A 25,457-nucleotide genomic window follows, 5' to 3' on the forward strand; every position below is an offset into this window, starting at 1 on the left:
GTACTATCGGGGAAGTTAGTTGAATAAGGATAAAATTTTAGATATTTCCACAAACTAAAGTGAATAACATTTTAAGGGTGAAATAGAATGAATAAAAATGAATTGCAAGAATGCCTTGAGGAAAATATTAACAATGTAAAGAATGCATTTCATCATACCTCTGACCTTATCGTTAGAAAAATAAAAACGGGCTTCAAAAGTTCTTTCGAAATCAACATTGTCTATTTAGATGGAATTATAGATACAGACCGCATACAGGAATATGTTGTCAAACCATTATTAGAGCCGTTCAAGACTGTAAAGTTTAATGAATCACTAATTGATCAAATTATCGAAAGAATGATTGAAGCAGCTGATGTGAAAACCACAAATCAGTACAAAGACTTAATTGAAGCTATCGTACAAGGAAATACCATTATATTGATTAATGGGTATAGAAAAGGCATTATCATTCCATCAGCCAATTGGAAGGAAAGAAGCCTTGAAGAATCACTAGGAGAACGGTCACCAATGGGACCAGCTATTGGGCTAACAGAACAAATGAAAACAAATATTAATTTGTTAAGAAATACAATAAAAACTCCCGATTTCTGTGTAGAAGCAATGGAATTCGGGACAATCTCGAAAACAGCAGTTTCAATATTATTTATAGAAGGCATTGTTGATAAAGGAATTTTAGTAGAAGTACGAAAGAGGCTAAAAAGTCTAAAAATAAAGTATGTACTAAATTCAAAAGTTGTGGAAGATGTATTGGAAGGAAAACCAAGAACAATTTTCAGTTTAGCAAGAACTTCAGGACGAATTGATGGAGTTGTATCCTCATTATATGAAGGAAAAGTAGCAATAATAGTAGATGGTTTCCCTACTGCTATCATTGCACCCACACTTTTTATGGATTTATTACAGGCACCAGATGAATATCATGTAAAAATGGGTCGGTTTACAAATCGAATAATAAGAATGATTTGCTTTTTCTTAGCTGTATACTTACCTGGTGTTTATATTGCGATAGCAAATTTTCATAAAGAAGATTTACCTAACAAAATTTCAAAGGCACTTATATCTAAAAATGAGTTATTACCAACCTTTTGGGAAATGGCATTTCTTTTATTTTTCATAAGAATATTATTAGATGCTACATATCGTATTCCGAAAAGTTCAGTGATTTTGGTTTCCTTAATCGGAACAATCGTAGTAGGCGAAACAGCTATTACGGCAAAACTAATTCATCCACTTAGTCTCATAATAGTAGGTATAACCACTATTTCTAGTTTTCTACTCGCTAATAGAGGAATGCTTGCTGCTGAAAATACTTTAAGACTTCTTTTTTTGATTACTGCAAATTTTTTTGGATTTAACGGATTAATCATCGCTGCAACAATTCAAATAATTTATATGGTAAGCCTTAAATCTTTAGGTGTTCCCTATCTTTCCCCTTTGATTCCATTTAGGATACAGGAATTGAAAGATACAATCTATAGGGGAGATTTACAGACACTAATTAATAGCAAACATACTTATCCTGATGATGATAATTAATTTTATTAATTTTTTTGTTATTATGGTCCAACGGGTGCGTTCGTGGGACTTGATTCCGTGAACAAAACTGTCCGACCCCTACTTGTGGAAACATGTTTGAGGCTGGTTGGGACGTAGATCTCGTTAACAAGCGAAGCTATCACTACATGGAGGACTAGGGGTACTGGTAAGTAAGTGAGGAGGGGAAACATGCTGCTTATGTCGAGATCATGGCCGGGCTGTCCAAAATTGGAGTCATCATTGTACCGATAAACTATCGCCTGGTTGGACCGGAAGTAGAATATATACTAAGAAACTCTGAAAGCCGGGGATTCAGAGTTTCAGAAGAATATGAAGGGATTGCACAAAAGTTGCTTCCAAAAAACTCTCAATTAGACGCCGTACTGAAGTGGGGGGTGCGACCAATGAAATGATATTAGGATTGAAATCATTTTACACAGCTACTTACTTTATGAGTGGCACAGAAGCGATGCAAGTGATCAAAAAGAAGCAAGTTCACCAAGGAGTGAAGTCCGCCCAAAATCATAAATTGTTTGGATGGGCCAACCATGTAAAAGAAATCGACACTCTATGTTTCTAGCGGGGAGTTTTTGCACCAGACCATATTATCTATCTTTTATCTTTAAATGGTTAAAGTAAAAATATTAAAAGTAATTCTTGTGAAATTAAAATGAAAGCGCTACAATATATTTAGTACAACGTTAAACTAAAACGTTAAACTTGAATTTTAGCCAACAATGGAGATGAGGATCTGGTTACAATCAAAGACATTGCCAAAGCGGCAGATGTATCTATTACTACGGCTTCACTTATCATTAATAATAAACCAGGTGCAATTAGAATTTCAGAAGCAACTAAGCAACGAGTAATTGAAGCATCAAAAAAATTGGGATATGTTCCTAATATGTCAGCACGCAATTTACGTGGCCGTGATAATAAAACCCAATTAACGATAGCATTAATTTGGCCAATTGACACTCGTGTTTCTTTGGTCGGGCGTATCCTGACTGGAATTCAAAAATACATTGCTTCTGAAAATGAGCATGAAATTAAATTGCTAGTGGAGACATTTAATAATGAGGATGGGATTAATACGGTAAAAGGTTTAAGAACATCGAACCTCTTTAACGGGGCAATTATAGCCAACACAACGGAAAAGAATGAGGAATTGATTCATAGCTTTGTACCTGATGTTCCCATCGTCCTATTCAATCGATTCTCTTCTTTGTATTCCGTTATCCATGCAAATAATTATGAAGCAGGTAAAGCCGTAGCAGATCATTTTATAAAAAATAAGCATCAAAAGGTAGTTATTCTGGTTCCCGACGTTTCTTCACAAGCATTGAAGTCTGGCTTGGCAGGAATCACAGGACGATTTGATGAAGAACAGGATACATCAATTAAGTACTTAAAGAGATATTGTCCGTATACTGAGCAAGGTGGATATGATAGTATTCAGGCTTTAGTTCGAGAAAAGTATATTCCAACAGCAATCATTTGTTTAAGTGATCATGTCGCTTTAGGAGCTCTTTCTGCGTTAAACGATGAAGGGATATCAGTACCTAATAATTGTGAAATTATAGGATTTGACAATCAAGAGTTTTCTAAATTTACAAACCCTAAGTTATCCACCGTTAATTTACCTGTTGAGGATATGGCTTACAGTGCTGGAAAAATGCTTGTAAGGAAAATTTTTGACCCATATAGTCCTATTGAAAGCGACACATTTAATCTAAGTATTATTCATAGAGAAACAACTAAAAAGTAGAAACATGATCGTAAATTTGGAAAAGAAAAAAGTGAGTTGGAGAATTGAAATTAACCTCCTTTCGTAAATCTTGTAAGTGTTATTGATTTTACGAAAGGACTACAACTCATCTTATAAGGGGTAGAGTTCTTAATTTTAAGCTTTCTACGACTTAGAGTATAAAGTGAGGTTAGTTATAAATTTGAAATCTTAATCAAATAAGATTTCAAAAAAAAATACAGGTATAACGTTACACTAAAAACGTTAAACTAAAAGAAATAGCATAAGTAAAAGCTTAACTTACTATAAGAATCTCAGGTGAAACGTTGTACTAAAAATATGCATTTAAGTCCCTAAAGATTTAATGAGAAAAAGGAGGGAATTTTCTTGAAACCAAATATCGCAGTAGTTGGAAGTCTAAATATGGATATTGTTGTGGCACTAGGAGGCTAACTTTGAATTAACACCCGAAGATATATGGAATCAAAGGGAGGCGAGCGAACAATGTGAAATGGTTGTGCTGCAGTTAGAAATTCCATTAGAAACTGTAAAATATACACTTGGGCTGGCCAAGAAAGCAGGAAAAACAACCATTTTATATCCAGCTCCAGCTAAAGTAATGAGTGAAGATATTTTAGAAAATGTCGATATATTCCTAATGAACATGAACTATACGAAATGTTAGGAATAGAGTTCCAAGATCAATATACAGTTCAAGAAGCAGCTCAGATTATTTTAAATAAAGGGGTTAAAGCAGTAATTGTTACTCTTGGTGAAAAAGGCTGTTGTTACATAAATCATGAAAAATGCAAGATGTATTCAGCATATCAAGTAAAAGTACAAGATACCACAGCTGCTGGTGATAGTTTTATAGGTGGTTTTACGGCGAGTTAAATAACAAGCAAAGAAATTGATGTTGCCATATAACAAGCACAAAAAGTAGCAGCCATTACAGTAACAAGGTATGGAGCTCAGAGTTCGTTGCCAACATTAGAAGAGGTGCCACAATTTTAGATGATTAAATATTTTTAATTACATTTCATATGAAATTTACTATAAAAAACAGGAGATGATGAAATGAAACATTTATATGGTGTCACAACAGCGATGGTAACTCCATTCGATGAAAATGGAAGAGTTGAATTGGATAAAGTGGAAAACTTAACGGAATTTTTAATTTCCAAGGGTGTACATTGCTTATATCCACTTGGAACAACGGGTGAAATGCTGAGACTTTCTGTCCATGAAAGAAAAGCAGTTGCAGAATCAGTGGTAAAAAAGGCAAGTAATCGCGTAACCGTATTCATTCATGTAGGAGCTATGAACCAAGATGATACGATTGAATTAGCAAAGCATGCATATGAAATTGGAGCAGATGGAATTGGGGTTGTAACACCAGCTTTCTTTGGTGCAAACGATAAAGAATTGGAAGAGTATTTTGTAACAGTAGCTTCAAGTGTACCAGAAGATTTTTCTATCTATCTTTATAACATTCCGCAATGTGCAGCGAATGATTTAAAAACAGAAGTAGCTCAGAAAATAGTAGAAAGATGTAAGAATGTCATCGGTATCAAGTATAGCTATCCAGATTTTTTAAGAGTGAACGAATACCTTAACATTAATAAAGGAGATTTCTCAGTTGTACCTGGTGCAGATCGTTTGTTTCTTCCCGCTTTGGCAATGGGGTGCGAGGGTGTTGTATCTGGTGTTTCTTGTGCATATCCAGAACCGTTTGTAGCAACTTACAACGCTTTTAAAGAAAATAATGTAGAGAAAGCAAGAAAAATGCAAAAAATAGCTACTGAATATTGTGAAACCTTAAAAAATGGAAGTAATATGTCGTACTTTAAAGAAGCTCTCAAAATAAGAGGTGTAGACGTAGGGCATATGAGAGCTCCTCAAATAGATTTTACTGCTGAAGAAATAGACTTACTACGTCTAGCTTTAGAAGATTTAGAGAAACAGTCTGCTGAACTTTTCTAATAATCAATTCATGGTGCTCAACATTCTAGCAAAAAAGGGGTATGTGATCATGAAACAAAGTAGTGTAAGGGTGAAACAGAGTATTCCTAGAGCGAAACCAACAAAAAAACGATATTTTATCTTGTTAATGGTTTTTGTAAGCGTTGTAATTAATTATATGGATCGTAGTAACTTAGCCATAGCAGGACCACATTTAGCAAGTGATTTAGGACTATCATCTGTACAAATGGGGTATATTTTTTCAGCCTTTGGATGGACCTATGCTTTTTTACAAATACCTGGTGGTTTATTAGTAGATAAATTTGGACCACGAGTTATGTATACAATTAGTTTAATTGGTTTTTCACTTGCAACACTATTACAGGCTTTCGTAAAAGGATTTGGCGGATTATTCGGTTTAAGGCTATCAATTGGTATTTTTGAAGTTCCAGCATTTCCAGCAAACAATCGAATTGTTACATCTTGGTTCCCAGAACAGCAACGGGCATCTGCTATCGCCTTTTATACTTCTGGTCAATTTGTTGGAATTGCCTTTTTAACACCTGTGTTAGTTGGAATTCAGTCAGCTATTGGTTGGAAAGGGATGTTTATTGTATCAGGATTAATTGGCGTGGCTTGGGGAATTCTTTGGTATTTCTTTTATCGTGATCCAAGTAAACATAAAAAAGTAAATCAAGAAGAATTAGACTATATTGCAGAAGGCGGCGGATTAGTTGATCTAAGTAATGAACGAGGAACAGGCAATGCACAAAAAATTGGTTGGAAGCACCGCAAAGTTGTTTTTACGCATCGTAAATTATGGGGTATTTACATTGGTCAATTTTGCGCAATGTCAATGCTATGGTTTTTCCTTACCTGGTTCCCAACTTACTTAGTAGAATATCGTGGCCTTAGTTTTATCAAATCAGGATTTTTGACATCTGTACCTTTCCTTGCGGCTTTTGTCGGTGTCTTATTAGGTGGAACATTTTCTGATTGGCTCCTTAAACGTGGGTTTTCAATTGGTGTTGCCAGAAAGACACCAATTATTACCGGATTATTGCTCTCTACAAGCATCATTGGTGCAAACTTTGTAGACAGTACAACATTAATCATTGTATTTATGACAATCGCATTTTTTGGGAATGGATTTGCATCTATTACGTGGTCACTTGTATCCGCACTAGCACCTAAAGAACTGTTAGGTGTAACGGGTGGAACGTTTAATTTTATTGGAAATCTATCATCGATTGCCATTCCAATTGTTATAGGTTACTTGGTTCGAGGAGGTAATTTTGCGCCAGCGCTTATATTTATCTCAGTAGTCGCACTTATCGGTGCACTATCTTACATTTTTATTGTTGGAAAAGTGTCTAGAATTGAATTACAAGACTAAGAAGGAGCTGTTTTTATGAAGGTTGTTGTAACGGATATATCATTCAAGGCTTATGAAGAAGAAAAGGAAATCTTTAATAAAAATGACATTGAATTTGTCATCACAAATAATGAATCAGAAGAAGATATTATTGAGGCTGCCAAAGGTGCAGATGGTTTACTAAATGCAAATGTGCAAATCACGAGAAAGGTTATTGAATCATTACCTAACTTAAAAGTGGTATGTCGTTATGGAATTGGCTATGACACTATTGATATACAAGCAGCAACTGATAACAAAGTGTATGTCGCCAATGTACCAGATTATTGTATTGATGAAGTTGCAGATCATGCGCTTACACTTCTTTTAACTTCTTCTAGAAAAATTACGATTATGAATCAACAACTAAAAGAAGGTAAGCAAATAACAGTATTTGATGTGGCTCCTATTCATCGTTTTAGAACTCAGACAGTCGGACTAGTGAGCTTTGGACATATCGCAAGAAACCTTTGTCAAAAATTAAAGGTAATTGGTTTTAACGTTATTGCTTATGACCCTTTTTGTGGAGAGGAGCTAGCAAAAGAATATGGTATTCAACTAGTATCATTCAAAGAGTTACTGCGCACATCAGATATTATTAGTGTCCATGCTCCTCTTGTGAAGGATACCTATCATTTAATTGATGAAGAAGCATTAAAATTAGTCAAAAGATCAGCAATCATTGTTAATACTGGAAGGGGTCCTATCATAAAAGAACAAGCAATTATTGAAGCCTTACAAGAAAAAAGAATTGCTGGAGCAGCACTTGATGTTCTTGAAAAAGAACCTATTGATTCTAATAATCCCCTATTAAAGTTAGACAATGTCATTCTCACACCACATGCAGCGTTTTACTCAGAGGAATCTTCTAGTGAGATGAAACAAAAGGCAGCAAAAAATATTGTCAATGTATTAAAGGGTGAGGTACCTAATTACTGGGTAAACCCCTTTTAAGTGCCCATGTTATATGCATTTTGAATACAAAAACAATCGTTAGAAATTTAAGAATAACTTGTTCGTGTGGATTTGAAATAAAGTTGCACCGTTTTGAAAAAAGTCGAACCGTTTAAAACAAAGTTTAACCGTTTGTAAAAAAGTTTGATCAAAAATCCTGTACTGATATACAGGATTTTTTTGTTCAGCAATCGTTAATTGCATTTTTCTTGAAGTTCTTGCGCCATATCCATTTTTTAACATTTTTATCCCCGGTCATAACATTTATTAAAATCTATTTTGTAAATTTTCCTCGGTCTTCCTCTTAGTTTTTCTTGTTTTCGGTAAATAATCTCGGCAACTCCTTTTTCTTTCAGTTTATTTAGGATTCTATTGGCTCCTCTCGGGGTAATTCCTAAATAAAAAGATACGTCCTCCGAAGATAATTCGTTACTATTGGTTTTAGAAATAACAGATGTAATTTTTTGGATTTGCAAGATAGAAATCCCCAATTTTATGCTTAGTTTCTCCATTTCAGGATCAATAGAATTGGAATATTCTATACATGACTCTTCACCTAACGGACCGATAATTTGGTCATTTTCGGTAATTACAATAGAACCATAAGGATGGATTTGAGCTTCCTTGTTTGCGCTCTGTGCTTTGATTCTTGCCTCATACATAGTATTTCCTATGCCCCACCCTATATTGACTTTATAAGGAAGGTTCTCTTTTAAATAATTTAAAACAGAGCAGGAAGTGAAACTGTTCGTAAGTTGCTTTAAATCTTTATATGAAGTGATAATTTCTAAACACAAGCTACCTTTTTGAATGGTGAAAGGTGTTTTATTATCCGTACTATATTCCAATAATGATTTGTAAAGCAACATTTGCTTTAATTCTAAATCATTAATTGTTCCTAAAGAGAAATCCACGTTTTCTAACGTAATATTCCCTATGACAATCCGATTTTCTAAAAGTTGTCGAAGTTCAATTTCGTTAATGGCTTGTTCAAACGTTTCAAGTATTGTTTCCATAGAAGGGTAACAACGAATAGTTTTAATTCCCTTTTCATTTAACTGTTCCAATGTATTGCTAAGTCCAGTGATAGTTAAATCGATTTTACCTTGCCTAGATAGAGTTATATGTTGATCCAATACATCCTCGTATATGTTATCATGCAATTTCCAATCTATCGTATACGGAAATTCCTCATCTGAAAGCATGTCCTTAAGTCCTAAATAGTTATTCTCCTCACTGATAAAATCGATACACACCCGGGAATAATCTAAATCCTTATGAGTTCTGTTTATTTTAAATAGAGTCCTATAAAAATCCCTCTCGTTTATCCAATAAGTATAGGTTGGTGTTTTAAACGTTTTAATTTCCTGTTGTAAATATTGATACGAAAGATTGTTCATAATCATTCCGTCAAAAAACAAGTAATTTTCTACATATAGATTATTTATCTCATCAAGGCTTCTATATGGTAAAAAGGTTAGCTCACATCGGTCTTTTACAAGAGGTTCGATGGGTTTAATCTCTTCCAAAGAATTGTGAGCTAATATTACACCTAGTCTGATCAATGTGAGATGGCCTCCTTTTGTTAACATAACTTTAATTATAATATATATTGGAATTTTCGACAAAAGGTGCCTATTACAGATAATTATTAGAAAATTATTGCTTTTCCGAAAACTGCATAATATAATCCTTTTAGGAACGTTCCTAAAAATGTCCTTAAATAAAATTAATATCAAATTTATACAAAAAGGACCGCCTATTTCATATTGACTAGTCTAAATTTAGAGTAATATTGATAAAACTGGGGGAGTCTGCAAAGGGGAAACCGGCGTTTCAATAGGATGAATGCATGCATCCGGTGGAAGCGCTTACTTGTAAGTAGAGAAACTGGATCTTCACACTAGTAAACATTCAAAAGTTTTTTATTTTTTATGGTTTTAGCTTTTTACGTCAAGAAGAAATACTTAAGTGAAGAGGGGGCATCCCATGGAGGGGAACGTTGGTAGAGAGAAACAAAAGTACATCATTTTAGGACTTTTATTTATGACATGGATCATCAATTATTTAGATAAATTGTCCATAAATATAGCTGTGATACCAATTGCAAAGGAATTCCATTTGAACGAATCACAGACGGGTCTTATTATTAGTGTCTTTTTCATGAGCTATGCTGTCATGCAATTAATCGGCGGATGGTTATCCGATAAGTACGGTTCAAGAAAAGTCATTTTAATCTCTCTGCTACTTTGGTCTGTCTTTACAATTTTAACAGGGTATGCGTGGTCGTTCATTTCATTAATTGTAATTCGGCTATTGTTTGGATTAGGGGAAGGTAGCTTTCCTGCGGCAAGTTCATTGGCGCTTGCCGAATCGTTTCCTAAAGCGGAAAGAGGGCGAGCCAAATCGGTACTTACATCGGCAACGACAATTGGCGGTCTTCTTTCAACAGTGATTGCGGCTTCCTTGATTACGACCATTGGCTGGAGAAACTTATTTCATGCTTTTGGTGTATTGGGTATCCTGATGTCAGTTCTATTGTTTTTCTTCCTTAAACCATCAGTAACCGAAAACGTAAAGGATGTAGAACAAAAAGCAACAAAGGTCCCTTTTAAAAAGCTCTTAAAAATGCCGATGCTTTGGCAATTAATGATTATGTATTTTGGTGTAAGCATCGTAAACTGGGGACTTGCTTCATGGATGCCATCTTACCTCGTAAAGGTGAAACACTTAGATCTTGTTTCTATGGGAGCTATTTCGATGATACCTGCAGCTGTTGGATTTATTTCGGTCCTTACAACAGGGTGGATTATCGATAAATTCATGGTAGGACGGGAAAAGTACTTAATTATTATCGGGGCGATAATTTCGGGCGTATGTGTATATTTAATGGCTCATGCACCATCGATTCCGCTTGTCATCACGTATCAGTCGATTAATAACATTGGGGCATTACTAGCAACCACTACGATATTAACGTTACCGCTTAAATATTTTTCCCCTGGTACGATTGGGACAGCAGTAGGATTTATGTATTTTGGGGGACAATTAGCTGGAGCTATCTCTCCATCAATCATGGGATTTGTTATTAGCTTATTTAACGGCTCTTATAATGCCGCTTTCATTTTCTTAATGTTGGCAATGATTATTCCGATTATTACTGCGTTAACACTTCGCACGAAAGATAGTTCCCCCGAAGTGCTGCAGGCGCAAGTGCAATGAGTAAACGTAGCGATTATGATGGGGCTTGTATTTAACTGAATATTAGGGGAATTAGGATTTTCTAATAAACATTTTAAAAGAGGTGTGTAATATGGCTTATGCAGTAAAAACGAATCAAAGATTATCAGAGATCATTGAAGAAAAAAGAGAACTGTTTATAAATGTGAGCGATAAAATATGGGAATATGCCGAAACTAGATTTGAAGAATATCAATCTGCTGAATTACTTTGTCAAACATTGGAGAATGAAGGTTTTCAAGTTGAACGAGGGGTTGGTGGTATCAAAACTGCTTTTATAGGTAGTTATGGAAGCGGAAAACCAGTCGTTGCGATATTAGGTGAATATGATGCCCTTGCATCGTTAAGTCAAAAAAGCGGTGTGGCTAACGAAGATCCAATTACAGAAGGTGGAAACGGGCACGGATGTGGTCATAATCTGCTAGGATCAGGTTCTCTTGCATCGGCTGTCGCACTAAGACATTTTATGGAGGAGAAAGGTATCTCTGGGACTGTTAGATACTATGGATGCCCAGGAGAAGAAGGCGGATCAGGAAAAACATTTATGGCAAGAGAAGGATTATTTAACGATGTAGATTTTGCCTTATGTTGGCATCCAAGCCCAAACAATGCCATGATGGCTACAAGCTCACTTGCAAACTATCAAATCTATTATAAATTTAAAGGAAAAAGCGCCCATGCCGCTGCAGCTCCTCATCTAGGAAGAAGTGCACTAGATGCGGTGGAATTAATGAATGTTGGTGTCAACTATTTACGAGAACATATAATTCAAGAAGCAAGAGTTCACTATGCGATTACCAACACAGGCGGTATTTCCCCTAACGTTGTTCAACCTGATGCGTCAGTTCTTTACTTAATACGAGCTCCCAAAACTAATCAGGTTCAAGAAATTTATGAGAGAGTATGCAATATTGCCAAAGGAGCGGCACTTATGACCGGAACCGAAGTAGAAATTATTTTTGACAAAGCATGCTCTAACCTCATTCCAAACAATACGTTAGAGACGGTTATGTACAAAAACTTCAAAGAATTAGGAAGCCCTGTATTTAATGAAAAAGAAATGAAGCTGGCTGAACAAATCCGCGAAACGCTTACTGAACAGGAAAAAAATAGTGAAGCTGTTATTATGATGGACGAAGAAGGAAAGGCTCTATTAGCTCAATTAAAAGACAAAGCACTTTCGGATGTTATTTTTCCATACAATCCAAGCATGTCTACGAAAGTGATGTCAGGATCGACAGACGTTGGTGATGTAAGCTGGATTGTCCCTACTGCGCAATGTTCAACAGCTTGCCACGCAAGAGGAACACAAGCTCATACTTGGCAATGGGTCACTACTGGTGCAACATCTATTGGTCATAAAGGGATGTTACACGCGGGAAAAGTCATGGCAGCTACTGCGGTGGAAGTGATGCTAAATCCTGAAATCATCGAAAAAGCGAAACAAGAACTAAAAGAAAAACTCGGTGAAGAATCCTATATTTGTCCGATACCAAAAGATGTAGTGCCATCCCCACAAAGATAACGAATGCTTTTGAATTGATAAGTACCCGGAATTTTGTCAAATTAGGCTGATTCCGGGTGCTTTTTAACATCCTTATCTATCACAATTAGATTAGATTAGATTTAGATGTTTCCGCAGGGAAGAGGAAAACTCTTACCGCAAATTTAACCTCAAGAGAATTTAAATTTATCTATAACACAAAAAAGGATGGATAGTGAAGAAAAAATAAGTTGTTACTTGGACTACTACTGCTTAAAGATTCAATCGGAACTGAAACAATTAGGGATAAGAGTGAAAATTGATGAAAATAATGAAAAGCTAGGTTACAAAATAAGAGAAGCACAGATGCAAAAAATCCCTTATATGCTGGTATTAGGTGATAATGAACTTAAAGAAGAAACAGTAAATGTTAGAAAATACGGGAACCAACAATTAGAAAGTGTTCCATTTGAAGATTTTAAAAAGAAAATTGTACAACAGATAAAAGAACGTAGTATTTAAAAAGAAGGTACTTAGTAAAATTACAGATATAACTAAATTTAGATATTCCATTAAAGGATTAAAGGGCGCATTTCTGGAGCAAGAAATGCGCTCTTCTTAATGAATTGGGCCATTATATTGAATAAGAGGTTGCATAAAACTCCATTTTTTATGCAATCACCAGACTTTTTCAGAAGCCGAAAACGGTGATGTATCAATGATGTATAAAACCCTACCTAAACGATAAAAAACGAACAAGAGCAAAAACCTTGATACGACTGGGTTTGACGTCCTTGTCTAACTTCATAAGATTGCTTTATGTTGATTTTGAGGATTATAGATAGGGAGAATGACATCAACTGTCGTTCCTTTATTCACTTCACTTTCAATCACGATCTTTCCTTGATGTGTTTCAATAATTTTATAACAGACCATTAATCCTAAGCCAATTCCTTTTTCTTTAATACTGTAAAAAGGTTCTCCGAGATATGGGATGCGTTCTTTTGAAATCCCACTCCCTTGATCGATAAAACGAATACTTACTTGATGATCATCGGGTTTATCGATTTGAACCAAAATGTCTCCTCCCGATGGCATCGATTCAATCGCATTTTTCAATATATTGATAACTACTTGTTTTATTTGATTCCCTTCAAAGGGGATTAATGGAATATCAGATTCAAACTTTGTTATAATTTGAACATTATTCATCATTGCTTGGGGTTGAAGTAGCATAATAACTTGTTCTACCAACCTATGTAGGTCATTAGATTGAACCTTTACTGCCTGCGGCTTGGCTATTGCCATAAATTCATTAGTAATACTTTCTATTCGATTCATTTCTGACAATATCAAATCTATATAATGCAGCTTGTTCTCATTTTCTGTTGACTTTAGTAATTGCATAAATCCTTTCATTGCGGTTAAAGGATTGTTAACTTCATGGGCGATTGCAGTAGCTAATTGCCCTACAACTGCAAGCTTCTCTGATTTCCGTAATAATTCTTTCGTTTTTAACCGTTCGGTAATATCTCGAGAGATAAGCAGTAAAACTTCCTTTCCATCCAAGTTAAAAACACGTACACTAAACTCATTATTTATTTTTTTACCTGTTTTATTAAATGTAAATTCGTCTTGTAAAGTGAAAGAACGTTTTCCTTCTTTAATTTTTTCCACAGTTCTTATGAACATTGTAGAACTTTGAGAATATTCGGCAAATGGCATCGAGAGAAGTTCCTCCCTATTGTACCCAAATCTTTCACACCCAACTGGGTTTACTTCAAGTAATCGAGTTGGAAATTGATCTTTATTCAATTCCACTAAGTATACTGCATCAGGTGATTGTTCAAATAGAACACGGTATTTCTTCTCACTTTCCTGTAATTGTTGATGTAATTGATGAAGTTCTCTTTCTGCTTGTTTCCTTTCGGAAATGTCTCTATAGATTGCTGATAAAGAAATCACATTTCCCTTTGAATCTAGAATAGGTGAAAGCGTTACACTAACATCGATAAGACTTCCATCTTTTCGTTGTCTAACTGTTTCCCACTTAGTGATAATTGATTCTCCAGTTATAATCTTTGATATTGTTTCGAAAGCTCGATCAGTTAAAAAATCAGGTACACATGGTAATGTTTGTCCTTTGGTTTCTTGTATAGACCAATTGAACATCTCCTCATAAGCTTTATTAGCTTGTAAAATATGTCCTTTTAAATCAGATATAATAATAGCATCTAGGTTATGACTGATGAATGATTCCAGTCGTTCTCTGGTCGTCCTTAGTTCCTCTTGCATCTTTTTTCGCTCCGTTAATACTCGAATAAGTACACCCGTACTAACCAAGAACGAAAAAATACAAAGAGTAATGAAAAAATCATTGTGAATCATTTAATAGTTCCTCCTTCAAACACCCTACTTGTAAATTTTCCACCTATTTAAACCATATAAGAAATGTGTATACTGTATGGTTTTTAGTGAACCTAACACCTTTTATAAAAAATAAAGATCTCAGATATAAGTAGGATCTGAGATTTAATGCAATAATTAAAAAATACTGAGTTTATAATCGGTACACAAATGCTTAGATGAGCTAATAAAGTCTAGTTGCTCTATGAGTAGTCAAGGATCCAAATTGGCCACAAGCATTACTGGAGGTAATCTGTTACTTTAGATAAAGTTTCTGTCGTTATAACTAAAATCTTTCGATGAAACCTAGTGTAATCAGACACTCCGCCAAATATAATCCATGTAAAAACCAGTACAAGATGCGTTGAGATCTACAGCTCTTGTCTGTCGAATATTAAATTGTTCATTTTATTTGGCTGGCTGCGCTTGGAAATGAGTAGTCAACGGAGTCGTTGATACCAGAATACAATCCACATCAACATTTACTTATTTTATTAAATATCTATTTATAATTAAAACTATTATTATGAGGAGTGGTTTCATTATTCCACATCCAAATATAGTACATAATAAATTGCTTTTTGTATACATCAAGCATAAAAATGTATACATTTTTATGCCTTTAAATGTTTCGTAATCCCTATACTGTATATTGGTGGAATAGGGTGAGGGATAAATATAATCTCCTATATGTCTATTCTGCGCCATTTCCAATGTGGATGACCAATGGGGAGTTAAACAAAGATGAGTTCTCTCATGTGTTGGAAGAAGCAAAGCAAATAGGGGCATCTTTTGTCAAAATACCGCTTGGGGCATACGAAGCAGAAACGGATATTATAGACAAGTTAAAAACGTGCATAGATGAAGCTGGGTACTTGAATCTCCCTATTCAGCTAACAGTAGAAAATGACCCAACTACTTATGGTGGTAACATGCGTGTATTGCGTCAATTTCTTGATTATTGTGCACAAAAAGATATTCCGATTAAAATGACGTTTGATATCGGTAACTGGTCATGGGTTGGAGAAGATGTATTCGAAACAGCTAAGACATTTATGAATGATGTTGTATATGTACATTGCAAACAAGTAGAAGATTACTCAAATACGGAGGATGATAACGGTACATGGAGAAAAGTCCTATCTTATTTTCCAAAGAATCTTCCTCGTGGTGGCAAGTTTCTCATTATAGGAGATGAGGTAGAAAACAGTACGAAACAATATATAAAACTGTTATCGTTAGCTTAAATTGTTTTCTGGTTTTGGTGCAAATGCTTCGATGGGATATAAGGATGTAAGAGTCTTCCCGATGGAATCTGTTTTATAATGGAAAATCGAATAGTTGGTGAGTAAGATTTATTTCATTTATGACGGATTTCTTCCTTTGGAGAGTTAGATACTACACAATTTAAGGATAGCCTAGGTACATTCATAGCGGATTTGGTTTTACAGATTCTTTCCTGGATGGCGGAAGAAGAGCTGGAGCGCATTCGAAAACGACAGCGTGAAGGAATTGATGTGGCATTGCAAAGCGGCAAAGCTTTTGGCCGACCAAAGGTTAAAACAAGGGGGAATGATGTGAAAACATTCCCCCCTTGTTTTTTGGGGATTATACGTTCAATTTTTGCACCAGATATGAAAACGCCTTTTTATTGCTATCCCTTCATCCGATTCAAACAAAACTCCAAATCAAGCTGTAGATGTTCTTTCATTAACCGCTCCGCTTCATCTCCGTTATGATTAAGGATAGCGTCGTAGATGTCATTATGTTCCTCAATCAAAAACGGTCGTTTATGATAGACAACTGTTTTCCGGAATAAATAAATAATCGACTGCATTCGGTCAATTATATCGATCATCACAGGATTATTAGTCGAGCCTACAATTATCTCATGAAATTCTTTATTCGCTGTCATTACTTCTTCCATATTACCTGTGCGGCCAGTAACCACACACTCCTCGAGCTTTACAAGCGCTTCTTCCGTCATGTAACTGGCACAATGACGTGCCGCAAATCCTTCCAGTAATATTCGAACCTGAAAAATATGGCGAAGATCCATATCGCTGGGGTTCACAACTCGTTTTTGCTTAATAAGCCCTTCCTGTTCGAGTTTACGAATTGATTCACGTACCGGGGTCCGACTAATACCAATCTCTTCTGCCAGCCTTTCCTCGACCAACTTCGTTCCACGTTCCAGTTCACCGTTCAATATCCGATCTCTTATATATTCATAAGCTTGCACGTAGGCAAGAACTGTCTCTTTTTTTGCCAATAAAATCGTCTCCCGAATCATGATTTGTTCTTACCTTAAAGTATAAGTTTAAACATCGTGATTTGAAAGTGATAATTTTTTGTATACATTATTTATAAAAATGTATACAAAATAATAAAAAATGTGTACAATTAGAAACGAAAGTAGTGAAAGCGCTTTATAAATTGAGCTGCAGTCTTTGCGGACGGAAAAGTTCTTCTCATATTAAAGTGGAAATTAGTTCTAAGAATAAATCAATTTTGTTTCTTTAAACTATCAAATTTTGAAAATGTTAAATGTTAATAGAAGAAGGAGGAAATGAAATTGACTAAAAAAATTGGATTTATCGGATTAGGTATTATGGGAAAACCAATGTCACTAAATTTACTTGAAGCAGGTTACGAATTGATAGTTCACGATATCAATACTCAAACCGTGGAAGCGCTTGTAGAAGCAGGGGCAAAAGGAGGAACACCATTTGAAATGGGCAAGACATGTGATGTCATTATTACGATGTTACCTGCTTCTCAGCATGTGAAACAAGTCGTACTTGGTGAAAATGGTATTTTGAAAACGGCTACAGAAGGAACGGTAATCATTGATATGAGCTCTATTTCACCGGTTGTATCGGTCGAAATTGCAAATGAAGCAGCTAAAAAAGGTGTGGAAATGATGGATGCTCCGGTAAGCGGAGGCGAACCAAAAGCAATCGATGGGACGCTGGCCATTATGGTTGGCGGAAAAGAAAGCGTATTCGAATCTGTTAAAGATGTTCTGCATACTGTAGGTTCCGATGTTACATTAGTAGGCCAAAATGGCAGCGGTGTCACAGCGAAATTAGCGAATCAAATTATCGTCAACTTAAACATTGCAGCGATGTCCGAAGCACTTGTTCTTGCCGCAAAAGCAGGCATTGATGTGGAAAAAATGTATTATGCGATTCGCGGCGGCCTTGCTGGAAGCGCTGTACTCGATGCGAAAGTGCCCCTTATACTTGACCGAAATTTCATAGCCGGCGGACGAATTGATATTAATTTAAAAGACATCACAAACGTAATGGAAACAGCTCATGAGATTGGCGTTCCACTTCCGTTGTCTAGTCAGCTGCTGGAGATTTTCCATGCACTTAAAGTAGACGGCAAAGCGGGTGATGATCACGGAGGCATCGTTCAATATTATGAAAAACTAGCAAACGTTGAAGTAAGAAAGGGGTAGATAAAAGATGGCCTATTCAAACAACTTAAACGCAAATGACACATTTGCCAATCTGCCAGCAATTCCGGATGAAATAGTGGTAAATGATCTGCTCGCAAACGAACTGCAGGATTTCAATAAAAAAATCATCGTTCTGGATGATGATCCAACCGGTGTTCAAACGGTTCATGGTATTTCTGTTTATACAGACTGGTCGCCTGAGAGTATTAAGGCGGGTTTTGCCGAAGAGAATTCCATGTTTTTCATTTTAACAAATTCAAGAGGTTTTACCGCAGCTGAAACCGAACAAGCACATAAGGAAATCGCAACGGTAATTCAAGAAACTGCCGAAAAACAAAAGAAAGACTTCATCATCATCAGCCGTGGGGATTCAACACTACGCGGTCATTATCCACTTGAAACTGAAGTGCTGAAAAACACGGTGGAGGTTTATTCAGATGTAACGTTCGATGGAGAAGTTATTATGCCATTTTTCAAAGAAGGCGGCCGCTTTACATTTCAAAATGTTCATTATGTACAGGATGAAAAAGAATTAGTACCAGCCGGTGAAACTGAATTTGCGAAAGACCGGACATTCGGTTACGAATCTTCGCATCTTGGCGAATGGGCAGAAGAAAAATCAAATGGAGCTTTTAAAGCGTCAAATGCGGTGTATCTTTCGTTAGAGAGTATCCGAGGCCTTACCATTGACGACCTCGTTAATCAGCTAATGACAGTAAAAGATTTTAATAAGGTCATTGTCAATGCGGTTGAATATGTCGATGCGAAAGTCGTAGTGATCGCATTAATCCGGGCCATGAAAGCAGGGAAGCATTTTATGTTCCGGAGTGCGGCTGCCTTAACAAAAATTATTGGTGGCGTTAGTGACAAAGGGCTTTTGACGAAGGAAGAACTCATGAAAGAGCATACTGGAAATGGTGGGCTGATCATGATTGGCTCACATGTAAAAAAAACAACGGAGCAATTTGAAGCTCTTCAAACATGTAATTTCATTGATTTTATCGAATTCAATGTCCACCTCGTACTACATCCGGACAAGTTTGAATCAGAAATTCAGCGGGTCATCGAAACGAGCGAGCGTCTTATTCGTGAGGGTCAAACGGTCGCGGTATATACAAAACGGGAGCGGCTTGATCTTGGTGAAGACAAAAAAGAAGAAGAATTGAAGCTGTCAGTGAAGATTTCGAATGCTGTTACAAGCATAGTCAAGCATCTTGAAGTACGGCCAAGCTTCATTATCGCCAAAGGTGGAATTACTTCTAGTGATATTGGAACAAACGGCCTCAGTGTTAAGCGGGCGACGGTAGCCGGCCAAATCAAGCCGGGCATCCCGGTCTGGCTGACTGGAAACGAAAGTAAATTCCCAGGGATTCCCTACGTTATTTTCCCAGGGAATGTTGGATCAAAAACAACATTAAAAGAAGTAGCGGAGTTGCTGCATCAATAAAGTGGGCGGCACCTGCCGCTTACACTTACTGTAAGCGAATACAAAATGAAGGGCGGTACAGGCATGCTAGTCAATACGAAAGAAATTCTTTCCGCGGCACAAAAAGGGAGATACGGTGTCTCTGCGTTTAATGTGTATAATCTTGAAACTGTGCAGGCAGCGATTCACGTGGCGGAAGCAGAAAAGCAGCCGGTTATCATTGCTTTAGGAGAGCGGTATTTTGATACAGTTGATGTGGAAGGCTTTGCCGCATTGGTAAAAACACTCGCAGAGAAATCTTCCATTCCGGTTGCGCTTCACCTTGATCACGCATATGAAAAGGAATCGATTATTCGGGCGATCAGTTGCGGCTTTACGTCGGTCATGTATGATGGTTCAAGATATGATCTTGCGGAAAATATACGCTTTACAAAAGAAATCACGGAGATTGCACATATGGCAGGAGTCAGTGTGGAAGCGGAAATTGGGTCAGTTGCCCGCGGCGCTTTTTCAGATGAAGAAGAAGGAGACGGCACATTGACCGATCCACAGTCTGCTAAAAAGTTTGTAGAGGAAACAGACGTTGATTTTTTGGCGGCATCGATCGGAACAGTGCACGGAATGTATACGGGAAAACCGAATATAAATCTTGATCTTTTAGATCAAATTCGTCAATCGGTTGGCATTCCGCTTGTTCTTCACGGTGGATCTGGTACACCGGACGAGATTATGAAGCAGGCGGTTGCAAAAGGGATATGCAAAGTGAATGTAAATACGGAAGTATCACTTGCGGCCGCTTTCTATCTAAAGCAGGCTTATGAACAAGGCCAGCAGGGAGTTCATCTTTCTGACGTAATGGCGGGTATGCAAAAAGCAATGGAACCGGTCATGACAAAATTTGTCCGTTTGCTGCAAAATCAAGATGTGATATAGAGGAGGATGAAGGATGGATTCAATCTTTGGATTAAGTCATAACGTTAGTTTATTGTTATTTGCGGTCATTGCGATTGTCGGGTTAATTGTGTTAATTGCGAAGTTTAATATGAATCCGTTTGTTGCTCTTATTGTTGCTGCGTTGTTTATGGGATTGATTTCTGGTATGAAAATGCCTGATATTCTAACCGCTTTCCAGGAAGGGGTCGCCGGTGTACTAGGCTTCATCGCGATTGTCCTCGGTCTTGGTACGATGCTCGGGAAGATGATGGCCGAATCTGGCGGGGCAGAGCGTGTCGCCAGAACACTTGTGAAAGTATTCGGAGAGAAAAACGTTCACTGGGCCATGATGGTCGTTGCACTTATCTGTGGTATTCCAGTCTTTTTCCAGGTTGGAGTTGTACTGCTAATTCCGCTCGTATTTGTGATTGCAAAACACACAGGTACACCGCTTTTGAAAATTGGCCTTTCTTTAGTAGCAGGTCTTGCGGTTGTGCACAGCCTTGTCCCTCCACATCCTGCGGCGATGCTTGCAGTTGGGATTTTTGAAGCGAACTTAGGAAAAACGATTTTTCTTTCACTGCTTGTAGCATTGCCTGCTGCTGCGCTAGCCGGTCCAATTTACGGTTCTTATATTTCGAAGAAAATAAAGGTTGAGCCAACAGGAGAACTTGTTGAACAGTTAACGGAGTCGAAGCATAAAGACCTGCCAGGCTTTGGGATTACTATTTTTACGATTTTGCTGCCAGTTATTTTGATGCTGTTCGCAACCATTGTTGATTTGCGATACCCAGCTGAAAACTCGTTCCGTCAAGTTGTTGATTTTATTGGAAGCCCTGTAGTCGCACTATTAATCTCGCTCCTCTTTTCTTTCTATTCCTTCGGGTTTGCCCGAGGATCTAGCGGGAAAGACATATTGAAGTTTACGAACGAATGCTTAGGACCTGTTGCGTCGATCGTCCTCTTAATCGGTGCGGGCGGCGGTTTTAACAAAGTACTAACGGCGAGCGGAGTCGGTGAAGCAATTGCTGAACTAGCGACGGCTGCACACCTTTCACCGATTGTACTGGCATTCATGATTGCCGGTTTAATCCGCGCTGCAGTGGGTTCCGCCACAGTCGCCATGACGACTGCTGCTGGAATAGTTGCGCCAATCGCGGCACTTACGCCAGGGGTAAGCCCAGAATTGCTTGTACTAGCTACTGGAGCTGGTTCGATCATGCTGTCTCATGTAAATGACTCCGGATTCTGGCTCATTAAGGAATTCTTCAACATGTCGGTCATACAAACATTAAAAACATGGACCGTCATGGAAACTATTTTGGCCTTTGCGGCTTTTGGAATGGTGTTAATATTAGATTTATTTATTTAATAGGAAAAACCGCAGAAAAAGAATTTCTTCTCTGCGGTTTTTTTCTAATAGAGGTATCGTCTCATCGCCATCAAGTTAAGGTGAATTTGTACCTAAAATGACGTAAATGCTACTCTTTCTGTAGAATTATATAGAAAGGGTGGCATTTTTTTGAATTGTTCTCTTTTGGATGAAATACATCTACTTTCCAAGAATTACAACGTTCCTTTACTTCAATAACAGGGGTTGCTGCGGCAGCCTTTTTCTTATGGAACTAAAGGGGCAGGTTAGCTGAATAGGTTAATTATCAACTCTAAAGGATTTATGGTAATATTTAGGTATTATTGAATTGGTGGTGAAATAAATGGAACCTAAATGGCTTGAATGGGCGAAACAACTCCAATCCATTGCACAGGCGGGATTAACTTATTCGAAAGATGTATATGACTTGGAAAGATTTGAATTGATAAGAAATATAAGCGTTGAAATATTATCGCATCAAACAGATATGAACAAGACAGTAATAAAAGATCTGTTTGCCAATGAAACTGGTTATGCGACTCCTAAAGTAGATATTAGGTCAGTTGTCTTTAGTTATAATAAGATTTTAATGGTTAGAGAAAACACTGATGGAAATTGGTCTTTACCAGGAGGTTGGGGCGACATAGGATTAACTCCCAGTGAAGTTGCAGTCAAAGAAGTAAAGGAAGAATCAGGGTTTGATGTTAAAGCAATTAAATTGTTAGGTGTCCTTGATAAGAAGTGTCATCCACACCCTCCTTCACTTTATCACGTTTATAAAATATTTATCCTATGTGAAATAATTGGTGGACAACCTAAAGAAGGAATAGAAACGATTGCAGTTGAGTTTTTTGCTGAAAATGAACTACCATCATTATCAATAACTAGAAATACAGAATCACAAATTGAATTGGCTTTTAAACATTTACATAATCCACAAGAACCTGTCTATTTTGATTGATTTTTCAAATGGGTGTGCCCCCAGTTAAAGAACTAACGGGTGCTTTACTTCAATAAGGGAGTTGCCTCAGCAGTTCTTTTTCTTATGAGGTAAAGGGGCAGGTTTGCAGAAGGAAATATGCGAAAATCATACAAATTATATATTGATATAAAGCTATAAGATACAAAAATTCAAGGAGGTGCTTGTATGGAAAGAACTATACTTTATACAATAGAACCCCCTGAAAATTTTAAGCAATTACTAACCTTATATGATTCTTTAGGATGGAATTCACTTAAATTAACAGTTAATGATTTGAAACAAATGTGCAATCAAAGTTGGTATGCAATTTATGCTTTTGATGAACAACAGTTAGTGGGTATGGGACGTGTTATTTCAGATGGTGTGATTACTGGAATTGTATGTGGAGTGTGTGTACTACCGAGCTACCAGTCCAAAGGAATCGGCAAAGAAATGTTGAAGCGAATAATTGAACATTGTGAGCAAAATCGAGTAATTCCTCAACTTATGTGTGTAGAAAGTTTGAAATCATATTATGAAACTTTTGGATTTGAGAAGTTTACCATTGGTATGACAAAGAATATAAATCGATAAATTTAATTTATTGTCTAATTAACGGATGTTTAGTTCAATAAGGAAGTTTGCTGAGGCAGCCTTTTTCTTAATGAACTAAAGGGGCAGGATAGCTCCACAAGCACAGTGTATTCGTACTGCGACATAGCAAAATAACAGCTACTGATGTTTTTTTGTTTCTTTTTTTTAAGTTTGTAAAATTATAAATAGGGATAGTTCAATCACTATCCCTAACATTACATATGATTTCGATTAACGAGTTCTTCCGCCTAATTGTTGTTCAGCCATTTGCACTAAACGTTTTGTAATTTCTCCACCAACAGATCCGTTTGCACGAGATGTTGTATCAGCGCCAAGTGTAACACCGAATTCACTAGCGATTTCGTATTTCATTTGTTCTAGAGCTTGCTCTGCACCATTAACTACTATTTGATTACTGTTGTTATTTCTAGCCATGTTGTCAGCTCCTATGAATGTAATGTGTTGCTAGTCATAGAATTATGGATTGCATTTCAGGTGGAACGTGATCCATAGTTTATTTCGATTGAAGGAGAAAATTTTAAGGCAGCACGAAAAGAGAGATTTTTTCACCCTTAAATCGGATTTCGAACCCTTCCAAGTCCTCTGAATGAGGGCTCTTCGCTTCACAGTTTGTGTCAACTCTACAATTTGTTTTATAGAACTAACGGGGCAGGTTAGTACAACAAGCGAATTATATTCGTACTGTGTATTAAGTTTGTTTTTTGGGATAGCCTTCAATTGTAAACAATAAGTGGCCTCTTTTATTTGTTCAAAAATCAACATTTCTTTAGCCAGAACTTATTGGGGGAAGGGATTTTTTCCTGCTTTTTTGTTCGTATATAATGAATGTTAAGGAGAGATTTTTCTTATGAGTACAATTAATTCGTGATAGAGGGCTCGTTAAATGGCAAGCAGCATTAATAATGCCAGAACATAAAGCTTTAAATAAATTTCTTAAATAAAAAAATACCAGGTTGAAGAGTCTTAAAATAACATTCATTATGCAATGAAATATCATTTACCGATAAGTTTTAGATTATATAAAGAGGGAAATACACATGATTTGTATGGATATTGTGTGTACATACACCCTGACACGAAAGAATTACGTATTCAAAGAAAAATAGTTCCTTTGAATATATTCAGTTTGATGAAGTTATCGATGTGATCATAGAGGATTAAAAAAGCCCTTCTCATAATCGAGAGGAGCTTTTGAATTTTTTGTTTAGGCTCAGCTAAAACTTTATAATAAGACGTTTCTCTTTCTTATCGGAAGCAATAAGTATTAATCTATATTTGCAAACATGGCTAGATCCTCTTTATTACCAATCATCAGTAACATATCTCCTTCGTGGATAACCTGATCGGGAGATGGAGAGATAATAATCTCACCCTTACTAATGATAGCAATAGCACTTATATTATATTTTGCACGTAAATCAAGCTCCCTGAGACTTTTTTCTTTCATGCTCACAGGAATCATGATTTCCTCAATATTGTATTCTTTAGAGAGTTCTATATAATTCAACATATTAGGGGATAGGAGTTGATTAGCCACCCGTTCACCCATATCTCTTTCCGGGTAGATAACCCAATCAGCGCCTACTTTATTTAACACCTGTCCGTGGTTTTTATTAAGAGCTTTTGCTATAACCTTTTTTATCCCTAATTCCTTTAAGAGCAATGTAGTTAAAATACTTGATTGCATATCATTTCCTATGGCTACGATTACACAATCGAAATTACGGATTCCGATGGATTTTAATGTCTCTTCTTCAGTGGTATCCGCCATGACTGCATGGGTAACGCTCAATTCTGCATCCTCGACTCTCTCCTCATTAATATCAATTCCCAAGACCTCTTGTCCTGCTGTATGTAACCTAAGAGCTACACTCGTTCCGAATCTTCCTAAACCAATAACAGCATATTGTCGTTTAGACATTCATTTACACCCCCTTCA

General features: G+C 36.7%; 21 protein-coding genes and 4 pseudogenes. 20 read left to right on the plus strand and 5 right to left on the minus strand.

Annotation, left to right across the window (positions count from 1 at the left end; translation table 11 throughout):
- Positions 1–87: 87 nt before the first annotated feature.
- The 8 genes and pseudogenes from BW986_RS24750 (at position 88) to BW986_RS24785 (ending at position 7,616) form a co-directional block, all read left to right on the plus strand.
- Positions 88–1,539, plus strand: coding sequence for a spore germination protein (locus tag BW986_RS24750; RefSeq protein ID WP_076371804.1), 1,452 nt, complete (start codon positions 88–90; stop codon positions 1,537–1,539).
- 769 nt (positions 1,540–2,308) lie between these two features.
- Positions 2,309–2,431 (plus strand): annotated as a pseudogene (locus tag BW986_RS31345) (LacI family DNA-binding transcriptional regulator); the annotation flags it as partial.
- Positions 2,432–2,443: 12 nt separating this feature from the next.
- Positions 2,444–3,307 carry a LacI family DNA-binding transcriptional regulator gene (locus tag BW986_RS24765; protein ID WP_076371871.1) on the plus strand — a complete coding sequence of 288 codons (864 nt, stop codon included), beginning with the start codon at positions 2,444–2,446 and terminating at the stop codon, positions 3,305–3,307.
- Between the two features lie 496 nt (positions 3,308–3,803).
- The gene (locus BW986_RS30430) at positions 3,804–3,971 is read left to right on the plus strand and encodes a hypothetical protein (RefSeq protein ID WP_179086163.1); all 168 of its coding nucleotides are present in this window, start codon (positions 3,804–3,806) and stop codon (positions 3,969–3,971) included.
- Positions 3,965–4,180 carry a PfkB family carbohydrate kinase gene (locus BW986_RS24770; protein ID WP_076371808.1) on the plus strand — a complete coding sequence of 72 codons (216 nt, stop codon included), beginning with the start codon at positions 3,965–3,967 and terminating at the stop codon, positions 4,178–4,180. The genes BW986_RS30430 and BW986_RS24770 overlap by 7 nt, the downstream gene beginning before the upstream one ends.
- 183 nt (positions 4,181–4,363) lie before the next feature.
- The gene (locus tag BW986_RS24775) at positions 4,364–5,269 is read left to right on the plus strand and encodes a dihydrodipicolinate synthase family protein (RefSeq protein ID WP_076371810.1); all 906 of its coding nucleotides are present in this window, start codon (positions 4,364–4,366) and stop codon (positions 5,267–5,269) included.
- Positions 5,270–5,318: 49 nt separating this feature from the next.
- A complete protein-coding gene (locus BW986_RS24780) occupies positions 5,319–6,644 on the plus strand; it encodes an MFS transporter (protein WP_179086164.1) in 1,326 nt (441 codons plus the stop codon).
- 15 nt (positions 6,645–6,659) lie between these two features.
- Positions 6,660–7,616: a C-terminal binding protein gene (locus BW986_RS24785; RefSeq protein WP_076371812.1), complete on the plus strand. Its 957-nt coding sequence runs from the start codon at positions 6,660–6,662 to the stop codon at positions 7,614–7,616.
- Between the two features lie 245 nt (positions 7,617–7,861).
- On the opposite strand, the gene BW986_RS24795 is transcribed toward BW986_RS24785, so the two are convergent.
- Positions 7,862–9,181, minus strand: a complete 1,320-nt coding sequence (locus tag BW986_RS24795) for a hypothetical protein (protein WP_076371816.1) — start codon at positions 9,179–9,181, stop codon at positions 7,862–7,864.
- 424 nt (positions 9,182–9,605) lie between these two features.
- Here BW986_RS24795 and BW986_RS24800 point away from each other — a divergent pair, with 424 nt between their 5' ends.
- From BW986_RS24800 to BW986_RS24810, 3 genes and pseudogenes are all read left to right on the plus strand, one after another.
- Positions 9,606–10,838: an MFS transporter gene (locus BW986_RS24800; protein WP_076371818.1), complete on the plus strand. Its 1,233-nt coding sequence runs from the start codon at positions 9,606–9,608 to the stop codon at positions 10,836–10,838.
- Positions 10,839–10,929: 91 nt separating this feature from the next.
- Positions 10,930–12,381, plus strand: a complete 1,452-nt coding sequence (locus BW986_RS24805) for a M20 family metallopeptidase (RefSeq protein WP_076371820.1) — start codon at positions 10,930–10,932, stop codon at positions 12,379–12,381.
- Positions 12,382–12,606: 225 nt separating this feature from the next.
- Positions 12,607–12,861, plus strand: a pseudogene (locus BW986_RS24810) (His/Gly/Thr/Pro-type tRNA ligase C-terminal domain-containing protein); the annotation flags it as partial.
- 282 nt (positions 12,862–13,143) lie between these two features.
- Here the strand turns inward: BW986_RS24810 and BW986_RS24815 are convergent.
- Positions 13,144–14,718: pseudogene (locus tag BW986_RS24815) on the minus strand (PAS domain-containing sensor histidine kinase); the annotation flags it as partial.
- 692 nt (positions 14,719–15,410) lie between these two features.
- Between BW986_RS24815 and BW986_RS24820 the strand changes: the two are divergent.
- Positions 15,411–15,992, plus strand: a complete 582-nt coding sequence (locus BW986_RS24820; RefSeq protein ID WP_076371822.1) for a sugar phosphate isomerase/epimerase family protein — start codon at positions 15,411–15,413, stop codon at positions 15,990–15,992.
- Positions 15,993–16,136: 144 nt separating this feature from the next.
- Positions 16,137–16,307 (plus strand): annotated as a pseudogene (locus BW986_RS30990) (recombinase family protein); the annotation flags it as partial.
- Between the two features lie 92 nt (positions 16,308–16,399).
- Here the strand turns inward: BW986_RS30990 and BW986_RS24830 are convergent.
- Complete coding sequence (locus tag BW986_RS24830; RefSeq protein ID WP_076371824.1) at positions 16,400–17,017, minus strand: GntR family transcriptional regulator; 618 nt, start codon at positions 17,015–17,017, stop codon at positions 16,400–16,402.
- Positions 17,018–17,320: 303 nt separating this feature from the next.
- Here BW986_RS24830 and garR point away from each other — a divergent pair, with 303 nt between their 5' ends.
- The 6 genes from garR to BW986_RS24860 all read left to right on the plus strand — a co-directional run bounded on the left by garR (position 17,321) and on the right by BW986_RS24860 (position 23,497).
- Positions 17,321–18,211, plus strand: a complete 891-nt coding sequence (gene garR, locus BW986_RS24835) for a 2-hydroxy-3-oxopropionate reductase (RefSeq protein ID WP_076371826.1) — start codon at positions 17,321–17,323, stop codon at positions 18,209–18,211.
- A gap of 7 nt (positions 18,212–18,218) precedes the next feature.
- Positions 18,219–19,658, plus strand: coding sequence for a four-carbon acid sugar kinase family protein (locus BW986_RS24840; protein ID WP_076371828.1), 1,440 nt, complete (start codon positions 18,219–18,221; stop codon positions 19,656–19,658).
- A 63-nt stretch (positions 19,659–19,721) separates the two neighbouring features.
- On the plus strand, positions 19,722–20,570 hold the full coding sequence (locus BW986_RS24845; RefSeq protein ID WP_076371875.1) for a class II fructose-bisphosphate aldolase: 849 nt from the start codon (positions 19,722–19,724) through the stop codon (positions 20,568–20,570).
- A 13-nt stretch (positions 20,571–20,583) separates the two neighbouring features.
- Positions 20,584–21,942 (plus strand): GntP family permease, encoded by a 1,359-nt coding sequence (locus BW986_RS24850; protein WP_076371830.1) that lies wholly within the window; start codon positions 20,584–20,586, stop codon positions 21,940–21,942.
- A gap of 343 nt (positions 21,943–22,285) precedes the next feature.
- A complete protein-coding gene (locus tag BW986_RS24855) occupies positions 22,286–22,903 on the plus strand; it encodes an NUDIX hydrolase (protein WP_076371832.1) in 618 nt (205 codons plus the stop codon).
- A gap of 186 nt (positions 22,904–23,089) precedes the next feature.
- Positions 23,090–23,497 carry a GNAT family N-acetyltransferase gene (locus BW986_RS24860; RefSeq protein WP_076371834.1) on the plus strand — a complete coding sequence of 136 codons (408 nt, stop codon included), beginning with the start codon at positions 23,090–23,092 and terminating at the stop codon, positions 23,495–23,497.
- Between the two features lie 231 nt (positions 23,498–23,728).
- Here BW986_RS24860 and BW986_RS24865 read toward each other — a convergent pair whose 3' ends face one another.
- Complete coding sequence (locus BW986_RS24865) at positions 23,729–23,932, minus strand: alpha/beta-type small acid-soluble spore protein (protein ID WP_076371836.1); 204 nt, start codon at positions 23,930–23,932, stop codon at positions 23,729–23,731.
- A 559-nt stretch (positions 23,933–24,491) separates the two neighbouring features.
- On the opposite strand from BW986_RS24865, the gene BW986_RS31350 reads away from it, so the two are divergent.
- Complete coding sequence (locus BW986_RS31350) at positions 24,492–24,665, plus strand: YolD-like family protein (RefSeq protein WP_397223073.1); 174 nt, start codon at positions 24,492–24,494, stop codon at positions 24,663–24,665.
- A gap of 117 nt (positions 24,666–24,782) precedes the next feature.
- On the opposite strand, the gene BW986_RS24875 is transcribed toward BW986_RS31350, so the two are convergent.
- The gene (locus BW986_RS24875; RefSeq protein WP_076371838.1) at positions 24,783–25,439 is read right to left on the minus strand and encodes a potassium channel family protein; all 657 of its coding nucleotides are present in this window, start codon (positions 25,437–25,439) and stop codon (positions 24,783–24,785) included.
- Between the last annotated feature and the right edge of the window lie 18 nt (positions 25,440–25,457).

This window comes from Peribacillus simplex, from assembly GCF_900156045.1.
GTDB lineage: Bacteria > Bacillota > Bacilli > Bacillales > DSM-1321 > Peribacillus > Peribacillus simplex_D.

Coding starts and splice junctions, on each gene's coding strand:
- BW986_RS24775 (WP_076371810.1), top strand. CDS start 4,364: ATGAAACATTTATATGGTGTCACAACAGCGATGGTAACTCCATTCGAT.
- BW986_RS24780 (WP_179086164.1), top strand. CDS start 5,319: ATGAAACAAAGTAGTGTAAGGGTGAAACAGAGTATTCCTAGAGCGAAA.
- BW986_RS24865 (WP_076371836.1), bottom strand. CDS start 23,932: ATGGCTAGAAATAACAACAGTAATCAAATAGTAGTTAATGGTGCAGAG.
- BW986_RS24860 (WP_076371834.1), top strand. CDS start 23,090: ATGGAAAGAACTATACTTTATACAATAGAACCCCCTGAAAATTTTAAG.
- BW986_RS24855 (WP_076371832.1), top strand. CDS start 22,286: ATGGAACCTAAATGGCTTGAATGGGCGAAACAACTCCAATCCATTGCA.
- BW986_RS24845 (WP_076371875.1), top strand. CDS start 19,722: ATGCTAGTCAATACGAAAGAAATTCTTTCCGCGGCACAAAAAGGGAGA.
- BW986_RS24875 (WP_076371838.1), bottom strand. CDS start 25,439: ATGTCTAAACGACAATATGCTGTTATTGGTTTAGGAAGATTCGGAACG.
- BW986_RS24850 (WP_076371830.1), top strand. CDS start 20,584: ATGGATTCAATCTTTGGATTAAGTCATAACGTTAGTTTATTGTTATTT.
- BW986_RS24800 (WP_076371818.1), top strand. CDS start 9,606: ATGGAGGGGAACGTTGGTAGAGAGAAACAAAAGTACATCATTTTAGGA.
- BW986_RS24750 (WP_076371804.1), top strand. CDS start 88: ATGAATAAAAATGAATTGCAAGAATGCCTTGAGGAAAATATTAACAAT.
- BW986_RS24805 (WP_076371820.1), top strand. CDS start 10,930: ATGGCTTATGCAGTAAAAACGAATCAAAGATTATCAGAGATCATTGAA.
- BW986_RS24840 (WP_076371828.1), top strand. CDS start 18,219: ATGGCCTATTCAAACAACTTAAACGCAAATGACACATTTGCCAATCTG.
- BW986_RS24785 (WP_076371812.1), top strand. CDS start 6,660: ATGAAGGTTGTTGTAACGGATATATCATTCAAGGCTTATGAAGAAGAA.
- BW986_RS24770 (WP_076371808.1), top strand. CDS start 3,965: ATGTTAGGAATAGAGTTCCAAGATCAATATACAGTTCAAGAAGCAGCT.
- BW986_RS24765 (WP_076371871.1), top strand. CDS start 2,444: ATGTCAGCACGCAATTTACGTGGCCGTGATAATAAAACCCAATTAACG.